General features: G+C 32.6%; 14 protein-coding genes. 6 read left to right on the forward strand and 8 right to left on the reverse strand.

Annotated features, from left to right (window positions below):
- Positions 1–564: 564 nt before the first annotated feature.
- On the reverse strand, positions 565–1,332 hold the full coding sequence (locus tag ACIDC4_RS00990) for a methyltransferase domain-containing protein (protein WP_412043250.1): 768 nt from the start codon (positions 1,330–1,332) through the stop codon (positions 565–567).
- 514 nt (positions 1,333–1,846) lie between these two features.
- Positions 1,847–2,167 (reverse strand): hypothetical protein, encoded by a 321-nt coding sequence (locus ACIDC4_RS00995; RefSeq protein ID WP_412043251.1) that lies wholly within the window; start codon positions 2,165–2,167, stop codon positions 1,847–1,849.
- Positions 2,168–2,372: 205 nt separating this feature from the next.
- Between ACIDC4_RS00995 and ACIDC4_RS01000 the strand changes: the two genes are divergently transcribed.
- Positions 2,373–2,777 (forward strand): helix-turn-helix domain-containing protein, encoded by a 405-nt coding sequence (locus ACIDC4_RS01000; protein ID WP_412043252.1) that lies wholly within the window; start codon positions 2,373–2,375, stop codon positions 2,775–2,777.
- 65 nt (positions 2,778–2,842) lie between these two features.
- On the opposite strand, the gene ACIDC4_RS01005 is transcribed toward ACIDC4_RS01000, so the two are convergent.
- The 6 genes from ACIDC4_RS01005 to ACIDC4_RS01030 form a co-directional block, all read right to left on the reverse strand.
- Positions 2,843–3,235, reverse strand: a complete 393-nt coding sequence (locus ACIDC4_RS01005; RefSeq protein ID WP_412043253.1) for a hypothetical protein — start codon at positions 3,233–3,235, stop codon at positions 2,843–2,845.
- A gap of 199 nt (positions 3,236–3,434) precedes the next feature.
- Positions 3,435–4,058 (reverse strand): hypothetical protein, encoded by a 624-nt coding sequence (locus ACIDC4_RS01010; protein ID WP_412043254.1) that lies wholly within the window; start codon positions 4,056–4,058, stop codon positions 3,435–3,437.
- Positions 4,055–5,026, reverse strand: a complete 972-nt coding sequence (locus tag ACIDC4_RS01015) for a hypothetical protein (RefSeq protein WP_412043255.1) — start codon at positions 5,024–5,026, stop codon at positions 4,055–4,057. Before ACIDC4_RS01015 ends, ACIDC4_RS01010 begins: the two co-directional genes overlap by 4 nt.
- 55 nt (positions 5,027–5,081) lie before the next feature.
- Positions 5,082–5,627 carry a hypothetical protein gene (locus tag ACIDC4_RS01020; protein WP_412043256.1) on the reverse strand — a complete coding sequence of 182 codons (546 nt, stop codon included), beginning with the start codon at positions 5,625–5,627 and terminating at the stop codon, positions 5,082–5,084.
- 216 nt (positions 5,628–5,843) lie between these two features.
- Positions 5,844–9,203, reverse strand: a complete 3,360-nt coding sequence (locus ACIDC4_RS01025; RefSeq protein ID WP_412043257.1) for a CheR family methyltransferase — start codon at positions 9,201–9,203, stop codon at positions 5,844–5,846.
- 76 nt (positions 9,204–9,279) lie between these two features.
- The gene (locus ACIDC4_RS01030; RefSeq protein WP_412043258.1) at positions 9,280–9,732 is read right to left on the reverse strand and encodes a response regulator; all 453 of its coding nucleotides are present in this window, start codon (positions 9,730–9,732) and stop codon (positions 9,280–9,282) included.
- 320 nt (positions 9,733–10,052) lie between these two features.
- Between ACIDC4_RS01030 and ACIDC4_RS01035 the strand changes: the two genes are divergently transcribed.
- The 5 genes from ACIDC4_RS01035 to ACIDC4_RS01055 all read left to right on the forward strand — a co-directional run bounded on the left by ACIDC4_RS01035 (position 10,053) and on the right by ACIDC4_RS01055 (position 14,025).
- The gene (locus ACIDC4_RS01035) at positions 10,053–11,015 is read left to right on the forward strand and encodes a GlxA family transcriptional regulator (protein WP_412043259.1); all 963 of its coding nucleotides are present in this window, start codon (positions 10,053–10,055) and stop codon (positions 11,013–11,015) included.
- 75 nt (positions 11,016–11,090) lie between these two features.
- The gene (locus ACIDC4_RS01040) at positions 11,091–11,657 is read left to right on the forward strand and encodes a cysteine hydrolase family protein (protein WP_412043260.1); all 567 of its coding nucleotides are present in this window, start codon (positions 11,091–11,093) and stop codon (positions 11,655–11,657) included.
- A 539-nt stretch (positions 11,658–12,196) separates the two neighbouring features.
- Positions 12,197–12,859, forward strand: a complete 663-nt coding sequence (ribB, locus tag ACIDC4_RS01045) for a 3,4-dihydroxy-2-butanone-4-phosphate synthase (protein ID WP_412043261.1) — start codon at positions 12,197–12,199, stop codon at positions 12,857–12,859.
- Between the two features lie 3 nt (positions 12,860–12,862).
- Entirely contained in the window at positions 12,863–13,435 is a 573-nt protein-coding gene (locus ACIDC4_RS01050; RefSeq protein WP_412043262.1) for a Crp/Fnr family transcriptional regulator, read from the forward strand.
- Between the two features lie 272 nt (positions 13,436–13,707).
- Complete coding sequence (locus tag ACIDC4_RS01055; RefSeq protein WP_488381121.1) at positions 13,708–14,025, forward strand: hypothetical protein; 318 nt, start codon at positions 13,708–13,710, stop codon at positions 14,023–14,025.
- Positions 14,026–14,035: the final 10 nt, after the last annotated feature.

A 14,035-nucleotide genomic window follows, 5' to 3' on the forward strand; every position in this document is an offset into this window, starting at 1 on the left:
TTATTTTTTGCCACAGATTACAGGATTAAAAAGATTAAAAAAAATCTGCTTAATCTGCGAGAAAAAAATTAAACACATAGAAACATAGATTATACGTTACTGATTGAGGTAGTTAAAAAAATCCAGATTTTTACACATAGCTATAGGTACAGTCTATGCGTTTTTTTTCACGCAGATCTCGCAGATTGCAGCAAATAATCACAGATTTAAATTAAAAACAATCATCTGTGCAAATCTGCCTAAATCCTTTTAAAATCTGCGTGAAACAAAAAAATAAAATCTTTTTAATCCTGTAATCTGTGGCAAAAAAATTTAAACACATAACTATGCACTCAGTCTTTGCAGTAATATTTAAAGTGAAATGCCTTTTGAAGCAATATTAAAAACTATGTCCCTATATGTTTAAATAATAAGCACATATTTTTTCACGCAGATCTCACAGATTACAGCAGATAATCACAGATTTATTTTTAAAAAATCATCTGCGCAAATCTGCTTAAATCCTTTTAAAATCTGCGTGAAACAAAAAAAAATCTTTTTAATCCTCTAATCTGTGGCAAAAAATCACCCTTTCCTACCATAAAGCAAAAGCCTTTTAAACGAATAAATCGCCGGAAGTTTCGGGAAATGCTCCGCAATCCCCTCTTTATAAGTTTTAATGAAAAGCGCTTTCTGCTCGCCTTCCAGACGTTCTATGTACGGAATCAAATCCGAACCGGATATGAAATTATAAAGCGTTTCATGATCGTTTGCAATTATAGGATATACTTTTTGTTGAATCTGTAGCTCTTCGAGTCCGCCATCAAACAGAATTTGTGCATATTCGTCGATACTCAAAACAGGGGAATCTCTTTTGTAACCATTCAGGTATGATTGAAAAGGTTCTTCATCTACCAATTCGGCAAGAATCACATTGAGTTTATTTTCCGGCTGAACCGGCATTTGTACTGCAAATTGTCCTTTTGGGTTTACGAGTTTTATCAATTCTGTAAACAACGTTTCATGATCGTTTGACCATTGCAAAGCCGCATTACTAAAAATCAAATCCCATTTTTCGCCCGAAGCTAATGTTTCTTCGGTAGTTGCTTTTCTAAAATGTAGACGATCCGTTTCTAAAGATTTCGATTGTTCCAGCATTTCTGCCGAAGAATCTACACCCAGAAAATCGGCTTCCTTGAATTTATCGGCCAAAATCGCCGTTTGTTCTCCTGTACCACAACCTAAATCAATGGCTTTCATTCCGCTTACAGGCTGAATAAAATCGGCCAGATCATAAAAAGGCTGATAACGAATATTTTTGAACTTATTATAGATTTCCGGATTCCAGGGCATTTTGTCTTATTTTATAATTTCATTCGATCCCGAAAAATTCGAAATCAAATAAAATTGGGTTACTAAAAACTAAGATACAAAATTCTTGTGGGTTTTAATAGGAGCCTGATTCAACTCCCGAAGCTTCGGGACTATATCTTTTATTTTTCTAAAGAAAAAAATATAAAGAATAACGCTTTTTCTAAAACTAATTCTCAATATAATATAGCGCGCATTTACAATCATGAGTATACGAAACCTTTTGCTCTGAAAGCGCAAAAAGCAATAGCCTAGTGCAACGCACTACGAATTAAATCAAAAGTGAAAATTACCCTGAAAGGGCAAAAGAAAATTGAGCATAAAGAGAAAAAGGTGTTTTCCCGAATAACACCATCTAAATAGGGTAAACATAATTGTTGAAAATAGGCTTCTGCCCTTACAGGGCTTAAAATTATAATCATTTTTCATTCATAGTGCTTCGCACCATGCTATTGCTAAAGCTCTTTCAGAGCAATAGGTTTCTAAGAGCTTTCATTTATTCAACAAGCAGTTCATTAATTTCTGTTATCAATTCAAATTCATCCAAAGGAAACATCTCTAAAACCATTTCTAAAATGAGAGGCACATTTATAGGTGAATATTTTATTGTAGTCGAAGTTTGATGTGCCTCTTGTTCTAATGCTACAATACATAATTTTATGATTTCGGTAATGGTACAGCCCAATTCATAATAATTTTGCATTTTAATTTGGGCTGTATGAGTTCCTGTTTTATCAGCAGACGGGATTAAAGTATTGCAATATTTGGCCGTTAATTGTCTAAGATTCTCTAATTTTTTGATTTCATTGGTTTCCATGGCGTATATTTTTTAGTTGTATCTTGTTAATCATTTTACAATTAGACTTTTATTATTTTATTATAAGAAAAATTGTACTTTTGTTTGACCCGGCGAAGAACGAAATAGATTGTCTCGTACCCAATCATTTTTTGCCGTATTGTACAGCTATAAATATGTTTTTTACATATTGCGACTTATTACACTTAATTATTATCTTTGAATTATGAGCACACTTACAAAACCAAATCATATAGGGCGAAAAATTAGCCGTATTCGTGAACTTCGTGATATGAAACAGGAAGCTTTGGCACAAGCTTTAGGCACAAACCAACAGGCAATATCTGCTCTTGAAAACAGCGAAACGATTGACGAAGAAAAACTTGTTGCTGTTGCAAAAGCTTTAGGCGTAAGTGTTGAAGCTCTTAAAAATTTTTCGGAAGAAGCTGCAATTAATTATTTTAATAATTTCACAGATAGTAGTGCAGGAACGTTTAATAATCATTGTACTTTCAATCCTTTAGATAAATTAATTGAATCTTATGATGAAAACAAAAAACTTTATGAGCGTTTACTACAGGCTGAAAAAGATAAGATTGAGTATTTGGAAAAATTATTAAAGGGTAAATAATCCTTTGTAAAATATATATAAAATGAAAAAAGAGACTTGTTGGTCTCTTTTTTTATGCGTTATCATTAAATATTAAGATAAAACTTTGTCCAAAATACATCTACTTCTGATGCAAAATCAGCAAATAATATACTTTTACCCAGTTTATCATAAATAAATATACTTTTTCTATAGTCATTTCTAAAGGTATCTTTTTCAACGGAAACACAATAATACCAGGTACAATTTATATTATTATAAGGCTTACTCTCTATTTTTTCTATTTTCCTAATTAAATCCTTTTGACTATTATCACTGTAATTTTTTATCGTTATTTCAGATTCAGATATTATAATATTTGTTTCACGATCATTACTCAAAACTTCTGATTTTTTTATTAAAAGAGAAGTAGATTTTAACGATTGTCCATTCATCGAATTACAGGCGAATATTAAGAATAACAATTTAATCATTTTCATTTATTTTTATGTTTTACGTGTTATAAATAAGGTTTGATGTTTGCAGACCTCGCAACCACAATGCTAGTCAAAAACAGCTTAATTAGTCAAAAGTTCAAGGTTAAGAAGAAATATTGGAATGGGCACGAAGTCTGAAAACTTCGCATAGGCGGGGAGTTTTGTTTTTACATTAAATTCTAACTAAAGCAAAATGTCTATATTATTTCAAATTATTAAATTCATATAAAGTAAAATCTGTTAAATAAATGACTGATTTAGTGATGAAATATAAAAATTGAAACATAAAAAAAACAAATAAAAAGCGATAAAAAATAATTATAGAAACTTTAAAAGTTAGAACATAGTCAATTGAATCAAAATTAAACTTAACACTCGATAAGTGAAAATTTAGTAGAGAAGTAAAGAATGAACTAGCAATAACAAAAAAAATACACATTATCGCTACGATAATAGAATATGATAGAGTAAAAGAAAAATTCTTTAAATAATTAATAGTTCTATTATTAAGAATGTTTGATTCTGTTCTTTCTTTTAGCTCCTTTATTGTCTCATTTTCCTTTTGATCTATTGTCTGTAGCTTTGCTAGCTTATCGGGGATTTTTAATAAAACACTATACATTAATCCTGAAAACAAAGATAAAAGCATAGCCAAAATTTTCGAATCTTCAATAAATTTTTCGCTTTTATAATAAACTAGAAAAGTACTTAGTGTCATTATCAAAAGATAAACTATAATTAATTCAATATAATTGACTTTATTATCTTCTTTGATACAGATACTCTTTGTAGCGTTAAAATATATATTCCATAATTTCTTTATCATAATCTACTAATTCTAGTATATTCACCTTCGACCAATTCTCTTAATAAATTATCACAAAATAATTTAAGACTTTCAAAATTTGGAGTTCCATTTACATCTATTGGTACTTTTCCATGTAAATAAATTCTTGGCATTACATCATTAGTATCTAATTCAAAAGTCGAAGTTTTTTTGGATGTTAAATTTTGTAATGATACTTTTCTAGAAGTTGCTCTCGATAAAGGTAAATTGTTAAAGGTTAGTGTTGAAATAACTCTATTTAATAAATTAATTCTTTGAGGAGAAATATTACTTTCACCTTTTGGTTTAATCGAAATCTCAATATTATATTCTCTACATAAATTAGAAAATTCTGCATCATTGGTAATTGCTGAGGCCAATGTATTTGTAAGATAACTTAAACCAACTACTTTACTATTATTTTTAAATTCGTCTCTAATGCTATTTGGCAAAATAGCCGAAGGCTCCGGTTTATTGTATTTACCTCCAATTTTAAATAAATCTCTAATATGTTGTATAAATTCTTTTCTAATACTTTCGCCACCATATATTTGAAAAAATAAATATCCGAATTTACTGTTTAAAGGAAAATAAAGATAAAAAAAATACTTATCATTAATAACGTTCCCTCCTAAGTCTTCTTCGTCCTCTCTATTAATTAATAGTGATTTTGATTTTCCCGACCCTTTTGGACCGCCTTTTAAAACGCCCCAAATTATTTCATTCGCAGGATCATGATTATAATCATCTACATTTGTACTCAATGTGAAAGCTTTACTTCTTACCTCTGTATAACCTAAATCAATATGATTTATGAATAATTGATAAAATTCAGTAAATAAATTATTTTCAAGAATAACTCCTGGAATATTAGCTATCAAATCTTCAAAGCTATTATTTTCATATCCCACAACAGGCTTTAATGCAATAGTATATACTTCTAACTTTACACTTTCTGGATTATTCATATGTTTTGTAATTTATATATTAGTTATATTTCTTTTATTATTGACAATAATTCTGCTATTTGATTTTTTTTAGAACAGTAAGCAGTTTTGGAATTTTATCAACTTGTGTTTCTGTCCAAAAAGTATAGTTCAAAATTTTATCATCATCATAACTATTTAACTTAATGGTAATTCTACGATCTTTTTCATAAATAAAATATGACAACGTCATTTCTTTTGCCTTGAAAATGAATTCAGAAGATTTACCTTTAAATTTTAAATCTAGATTTGGAATTACATTATCCTCTACAAAATTTATAAATTCTTCAATTTCATCAGTTCCAACCCAAACGGTTTTGCGGATATCTGGATTTTTTATATACATATCTAATTGCAAAGCATTAGTTTTTGTACCTGATTTAAGATCAATAACTTCTATAGGATAGAAATTTACGTATTCACCAATTCCTGATTTAAATTCAGCAGTTGTGTTCCAATCTTTATTAATTCTAGTAAATTGTGTTTTGTCAATCAATATTCGAGTTGATGATTCAATATTTTCCTTTTGAGAATAACATAGAATAGTCCAAAGAATTAATGTTACAGATAGTAGATTTTTCATGTTTTTTATTTTTTGCACAAACAAATATCAGTATTCAACAATTCCCCACTTTACGGAAATCCATAATCCGCTAAAATTTATTTCAAACAAGTATACCACTAAATAAAAACCAACCACCAAGTATAAATACCCGTTTTACAAAACCTCCATAAAAACAAAAAGACAATACACCTCTAAGCATATCGTCTTTTCATTAATTAACTAAATAATAAACTCTTAAACAGGCAAAATAATATGAAACTCAGCACCAATATTTTCTTCGGCTTTTGAGAAGATAATACCTTTGTGGTTTTCTACGATTTTTTTGCCAATGGCGAGGCCAATTCCGGTTCCGGTGTAGACCTCGTTGTTGTGTAACCTTTGGAAGATGGTAAAAATTTTATTCTCGTATTGTTTGTTAAAACCTATGCCATTGTCTTTTATAATGATTTCGTAATAGCTCAATTTAGGATCTAAAGTAGGATATTTTTTAATCTGACTGACGGTCATTTTGTGCGAGCTGATTTCGACTTTAGAGATCGAACCGTCGTTTTTATAAAACTTAAGAGCATTGCTTATTAAATTGTAAAAAAGTTGGTTCATTTGTAACGGAATCGCATTGATAACAGGCAATTCCCCTACTTTTATTTCAAGATCACGTTCTTCGATCATTAACTCAAAATCGATCATAATATCAGCTATAATAACATTGAGATCGGTTACTGCAAAGAGTCTGTCAGGGTTATTAAGATGGGAATACGCCAGTAAATCTTTGATCAGCGTATTCATTCTTAGTGAGGATTTGCTGATTTTTTCTATTAATGCAATTACCTGAGGAGATAAATCTTCGTTCATTTCCAGCAATCGGCTTATAAACATTAATATTTTACGCAAAGGTTCCTGCAAATCGTGACTTGCCACATAGGCATATTCCTGTAACTGGACATTGGCACCATGCAGGTTCTTAACAGAACTTTCGAGTTCTTTATTGGCTGTCAATAAATCGGCAGTACGTTCTTCTACTTTCGCTTCGAAACCGCTTGATAATACCTGCAATCTTTTTTCGATGATGCGACGTTCTGTGATATCTTCAATAGCCAGTAAAATCAGTTGCTCTTTACTGGTTTCATTAGTTACTTGTCTGGCATTTAGCAGCATGACACTTTCGCCGTAAGGCAACAAATTTACCGAGATTTGATAATCATCAAGCTGTGTTTTTTCGGGCAATACTTTTTCGAGCATCGCGCGCATCGGGATATTATCAAAAAGATGATTTTGTATTTCGTAAATCAATTTTCCTGTGGCTTCTTCTTTGGTAATATTGTATTTTTTAGAAAATGCCCTGTTGATATTTTTTATTCTTAAATTGGTATCTAACACCACTATAGGTTCACGAAGTGTGGCTACAATGGCCTCGGTATAATTTTTAGAAATATTTATTTGCTGCTGTTTGTTCAGGAGTTCCTGATTGATCTGCAAAAGCTCTTCGTTACTGGATTGCAATTCTTCTTTTGAGGTTTCGAGTTCTTCATTCAGACTTTGCAGTTCCTCGCTCCCACTCAATAATTCTTCATTGGCACTTTGCAGTTCTTCATTCGACGCTTCCTGCTCTTCGCTAATGGCATTTACATCGTCATGAATTTTGGCGAGTTCTTTCTCGAGCTGTGCAATCCTTCTTAAATTAGTGTTTTCGCGTATTTCTTCTGCCGTAAACTGATTCGAAAGTACATCTTCTTTTCGAACCACAGTTTTATAAAACAAGACCAAAAAGTAAGGTTCTGAAGTATCTTCTAATGGCTGAATTTCGATCGATATTTCGCTAATAATCCCTTTGTTCTTAACCTGAATACCTTCCTTTTTTACCAAAGCTCCGGTTTCTTTGGCTTTATGCCAGGTATTTCGAAGTTCGAAAGCCAAACCTTCGCGGGTCATTTTTAGTAAATTAAACGTTGGTTTTCCGGTCGAAAGTTCAATAAACTCGGCTATAGATGCGTTGATATGAACAATATCCATTTGCTCGTTTACAATAACGCTGGCAGGAGTATATTTCGAAATTAATAAAGCTTCGGCGCTTTTTCTAAAATCTTCTTTGATGATCTCTTTTCTTTGAATATCAGTTTTTAAAGTTTTCAATTTATCATTCGATCCCATACCGGAATGTACAAATCGGCCTGAAACCTGTTTACGGGTATAAATTTTTCCTGCTTTTTCAAAAGGCTGAAAAAGTTCTGCTGCAGGAACAGCCGTTTCTGACTTTCCTAAAAGTAAAAATCCGTTTTCTTTTAAGGCGTAATGAAAAGTAGTAAGCGATTTTTTCTGCAAAAACGAATCCATGTAAATGAACACATTGCGACACGTAATCAGATCCATTTTGGCAAAAGGCGGATCTGTTAGAAAATTATGCACGGCAAAAATGCATAAATCCCTAATTTGCCTTTTAATTTTATAACCGTTTGTATTGGCTGTGAAATATTTGGTCAGAATGGTTTCAGAAACATTTCGCATTTGAGATTTTCTGTAAAACCCAATTCGTGCTTTGGCTATAGCCACTTCTGAAATATCCGAAGCAAAAATCTGAATTTCTTTTCCTTCGAGATTTTCACCTAAAAATTCATGAAGGGCAATTGCAAGTGTATACGCTTCTTCGCCGGTAGAACATCCTGCAATCCAGATACGTATGGCATTTCCTTCGGTTACTCTGTTCGTTAATAAGGGAAAAACCTTTTCTCTCATTGTCTGAAATATCTTGGTATCTCTAAAAAATTCAGTCACAGGAATCAATAAATCGTTGAACAAATCTTCGGGCGCCAGTTTATCTCCCTGAAGTACTTTTAGATAATCTTTTAAATTCACAATTTTACTCAAAGCCATTCTTCTGGCAATGCGTCGGCGTATGGTAGTTTGTTTATAATAGGTAAAATCTACACCGCTATGATGACGCAAAATTTTGATAATTTCCTGAAATACACCTTCGTCATTGGGATCATTTTCTTCGCTAATTTGATCTCTTGCTTTTGTAAGTTCAATAAGTTTCTCGACAATTTTAGCCGGCGATAACACATAATCTACCACTCCGGCATTGATCGCGTTTTGTGGCATTTCGTTATTAGCAGCTTCAATATCCTGAGCAAAAGTAATTCCGCCGTGTTTTTTAATGGCTTTAAGGCCAATTGTTCCGTCAGATCCGTTTCCTGAAAGCAGTACGCCATAGGCCAGATCCAGATGCACTTCGGCCAATGAATTGAAAAAAACATCGATCGCCTGATTTTTGGTGTCTTTTACACGTGGACTTAACTTTAAAACACCATCAAAAGAAGTAAGTAATTTATTCTCCGGAATGACATATATGGTATTGGGAGCCAGATGAATATCATCGGTAATTTCGTTTATTGGAATTTTGGCTACACGCGAAAGCAATTCTGTAAGCATACTATCATGCAATGGATGCAAATGCTGCACAATGACATAAGCCATTTCAGAATCTGCTGGAATCGCTTCTATAAGCTGTTTAAAAGCCTCCAACCCCCCTGCTGAAGCACCAATACCAACTATGGGAAAATCCTGGCGGGTAGCTTTGGGCAAATTGTTCTTTTGCATATGCATGATTTCATTCTTTAAATATTTAATTCATTATAAATCAATGCATACTATTAAAATTGCATATTTTTTAAAACTAAACTGTGATGACAAAAGATTCAATTCTGACATCTGATAATTTTTCTGCCCAATCTGTTTCGATGACCTTTTTTAATAATTTCTTTAAATCACTAAAAGCAATAGGTTTTACAACATAAGCGTTAGCCCCTAAACCGAAAGTATTTTTGACCCCATCTATAGTAGCAGAAGTAGAATAAATCGCGATAACCGGAATATCCTTAAACTTGGCATCTTCACGAATTTGCTGCAAAGTTTCAAAACCAGACAAAATAGGCATATTAAGGTCTAAAAAAATAATGTCCGGAATGGCCAAAGTAGGATCATAAAGACGATCAAGAAGTTCTACCCCATTTTTACAAAATTCGACGGGATAATCAAGGTCGAGATCTTCGAGAGCTTCTGCAAAAAAATCCCTATCGTCTTCATCGTCGTCAGTAAGTAAAATCTTTATATTCTTTTTTGAATTCATGATTGGGTCGCATTAGATTCAAATGTACGTTTAAATAAAATTGGAATAGAGAATTTATAGCGATTTCCTTAACACTTTATCAATAAGATTGTTTATTTGTTTAAAAAATACCAACTTAAACACTTAAATCATTGATAATAATGATTTTAATCTACAATTAGATTTTTTTGGATTATTAGTGAATACATAGTCTTTTAGCTACATAAAAACTTCTTTTATTATAAAGTAAAAGCATATTGCAATTTTATCAGGAACTAAAAAATGAAATTAATGATTTATTTTTGTGTGCTTAAAATGTGGTTAATAAATACATTCTGAAAATGAAAGAAACACTAACAACGGTTTATTTTTACATTCCTCAACAAGTTACACTTTTGGATTTAAGTGGCGTTGTCGAAGTTTTTCAGGAAGCAATAGGTTTAGGATTCAATTATAAGTTGCAATATATTAGCAGTCAATCAGCTGTGGTTTGTTCTTCGGGATTAGAATTGGCGGCGCTTACTCACTTTTCTAAAACGAATCCAAAGGAAAATGATATTGTTGTTATTTCAGGAAGCAATACACACCAAATCGATCTGAATGCTGAAGATGCTTCGTTTTTTGAATGGCTTCAGCAAGTAAACAAAAATAAAACTACGATTTGCAGCATCTGTTCCGGCGCTTTTATTTTGGCGAAAGCCGGACTTTTAGACCGTAAAGAATGTACGACACACTGGAAACTGGTTGATAAACTCAAAAAAGATTTTCCGCTTGCGCAAACACAAAACAACACTTTATTTACCCAATCGGGAACTATTTATACCAGCGCCGGAATCATAACCGGAATCGATCTGGCGCTGCATATTATCGAAGAACGACACGACAAAGAAACTGCAGCGAAAATTGCCAAAGAATTGGTCGTATACAAAAGAAGACATGGCAATGACGAACAGGAAAGTGTGTATTTGCAAAACCGAAATCATCATGACGAAAAAATTCACATCATTCAGGATTGGATTATTTCAAACCTTGATAAAACGTCGACAATTGATTTTCTTGCCGAATTGGTTCACATTGGCCCCAGAAATCTAACCCTAATTTTCAAGAAACAAACCGGAATTACCATCGCCGAATATCGAACGAAACTTAGAATCGAAAAGGCAAAAAGTCTGCTTAGCAATTCTGATTATAAAATAGAACATATTGCGCATTTGTGTGGTTACAAAACCTCGAAACAATTGCGTATTGTACTCGAATCTCATCTTGATGCTTTGCCTTCAGCAATAAAAAATAAATGGTCTTAAAACGACTATCGTTTGTCCTTTTTTGATCTTTAATAGAAAGGTAAATTTGTATCTAACAATCTAATTGATAAAAAGATGAAGCTTAGAGACCAAAATACAGCCCTTATTTTAATTGATGTTCAGAAAGGTTTTAATGAAGAAAATCATTGGGGTGGAAACCGCAACAACAAAGATGCCGAAACAAAAATGGCTCAGATTCTCGAAAAATGGAGAACGCTAAAATTACCCGTTTTTCATATCGTTCATAGTTCCATGCATCCCGATTCGAAACTACATGCCTCACATCCCGGATTCGAAATCAAAGACGAAGTAAAACCTATTGTTGGCGAACCTATAATTTCAAAAAATGTCAACAGCGCTTTTATAGGAACTGATTTAAAGGAAAGACTTGATAATCTAGGCATTCATAAACTTGTAATTGTGGGACTTACCACGAATCATTGTGTTTCGACAACCACAAGAATGGCGGGGAATTTTGGTTTTGATGTTTATCTAATTTCCGACGCAACAGCTACTTTCGACCGAATGGGCATCAACGGAGAAAAATACGACTCGGAATTAGTGCATCAAATATCCCTGGCAAGTTTGCATAACGAATTCGCAGAAGTTATCGATACGGAAGCACTTCTTAAACTAGTTTAAAAGTTTTTTGCCACGACACGAGCGAAGCGAACTGACGAAGTAATTTCACTAATTTTCACTAATTATTATGGGATTATTTAACCACAAATTATGCAAATTTTCGCAAATCTCTTTTGTGATACTTTGTGTTAAAGATCGCCACGAATTTCACTAATTTCCACTAATTATTATGGGGTTATGTAACCACAAATTACGCAAATTTTCGCAAATTTCTTTTGTGATACTTTGTGTTAAAGAAAACAGTTTGCCACGAATTTCACCAATTTTCACGAATTATTTTTTTTTAACCTCAAAGATTATAAAAAGAAATTTGTGAAAATTTGCGTAATTTGTGGTTAAATATTCCCTTATAATAATTCGTAAAAATTCGTGACTCGAGCGATAGCGAACAGGCAAAGCAAATTCGTGGCAACTCTTTTCGCGTCAAACTTAAAATTCGGAGCCAACTAAAAAGCTCATTTTATTGACCTACATCAAACTTTTGCATGTTAAACAATTCTAGATTTGCTGCTCATTAATTTAAAAATACCCAAAACAAAATGATCAGCACACTAACATATCCTTTAGAAAAATTTGGCTTAACAAGCATACAACGCGTAGAAAACGCATTACAACATTTACAAAACGGAAAAGGAATTTTATTAACCGATGATGAAGACCGCGAAAACGAAGGCGATTTGATCTTTTCGGCACAACATATGAGCGTCAAAGACATGGCCATGATGATTCGCGAATGCAGCGGAATTGTTTGTCTTTGTTTGCCTAACGAAAAAGCTGATGAACTCGAATTGCCCTATATGGTTCAGGAAAACACAAGCAGTTTTCAGACTCCGTTTACGATCACTATCGAAGCCAAAGAAGGCGTGACAACAGGAGTTTCGGCAGCAGATCGCATTACCACAATTAAAGCGGCAAGCGCTGTAAATGCAAAAGCCTCTGACTTAGCCAGACCCGGACATATTTTCCCTTTACGTGCCAAAAACAATGGCGTTCTCGAACGTAACGGACATACCGAAGGCAGTGTAGATTTGATGAAATTAGCAGGTTTACGACCAGAAGCTGTTTTGTGCGAGTTAATGAATGAAGATGGCAGCATGGCTAAACTTGACAAAATCATTAGCTTTGCAGAAGAACACGATTTGGTAGTATTGTCTATTGAGGATATTATTTATTACCGCAAATTTGTGAGAGATTATAAGTAACAAATGATATACGAGCAACTTGGTGATTATATAAAAAATCGTATTGAGGTTTCTGATGAAAACCTTAATACGATTTTATCTTATTTTAAACCTTTAAAACACGATAAAAACGACCTTTTGCTTTCGGCGGGACAAACCAGTCAGCATACTTATTTTGTGGGCAAAGGCTGTTTGAGGCTTTATTTTATCAATGAAGAAGGAAAAGATGTTACCCGATATATTGCTTTCGAAAATCAAATTGCTACAGCATTGGTCAGCTTTATTACCAAACTACCTTCATTAGAATATATTCAGGTAATCGAAAAATCGGAACTTTTGTATATCAGTCACGAAGATTTTAATCATCTCCTCAAAACCGTTCCGGAATGGATGCAATTCTATTGTTCGTATTTAGAAAAAGCCTACGTAAATAATACCAACAGATTAATGTCGTTTACCACCATGGATGCTTTAGAGCGCTATCAATGGCTGCTAAAAATAAACCCAACGATCGTAAAACGTTTGCCCAACAAAATCGTCGCCTCATACATCAATGTCTCCCAGGAAACCCTAAGCAGATTGAAATCTAAGTTTTGATTCTAAAATCAATCTATATTCTTTACTCTATATTCTTTACTCTATATTCTTTACTCTATATTCTTTACTCTATATTCTTTACTCTTTACTCTTTACTCTTTACTCTTTACTCTTTACTCTTTACTCTTTACTCTCTCTATCTCACTAATTATTATATTTTTTAATGAAACAATGTTGCATTTGTAAATAAGAATTTTATATTTGCAACAATATTGCATTATCAATATCGATTCATCTGAATGAAAAAGAATTTTAAAATCTTAAATCTTTTTATGCCGCTAATAGTAGTATTTGCTATACTATTTCCGGCAATACATTCGTACGAACACATACAAAGCCATAATGTTGCGCACAAATGCGCTCAACACCAAAATCATACGGAAAAAACCGAATTTAAAATACACGATCATTCGAATGAAGAATGCGCTATTTGTCATTTTAAATTTAGTCCTGTTACTACTTTTGAATTTGTTACGTTTCAGTTTTACAAAAACAGTACAATAATTCATTTTACCTGTTTTTATTCAAAATCATATTCTCCATTTTTCAAAGGCTCTTTATTCTCATTAAGGGCACCTCCTATTGTTTAAAACTATAAAA

It is taken from the genome of Flavobacterium sp. C3NV, from assembly GCF_046825355.2.
Classification (GTDB): domain Bacteria; phylum Bacteroidota; class Bacteroidia; order Flavobacteriales; family Flavobacteriaceae; genus Flavobacterium.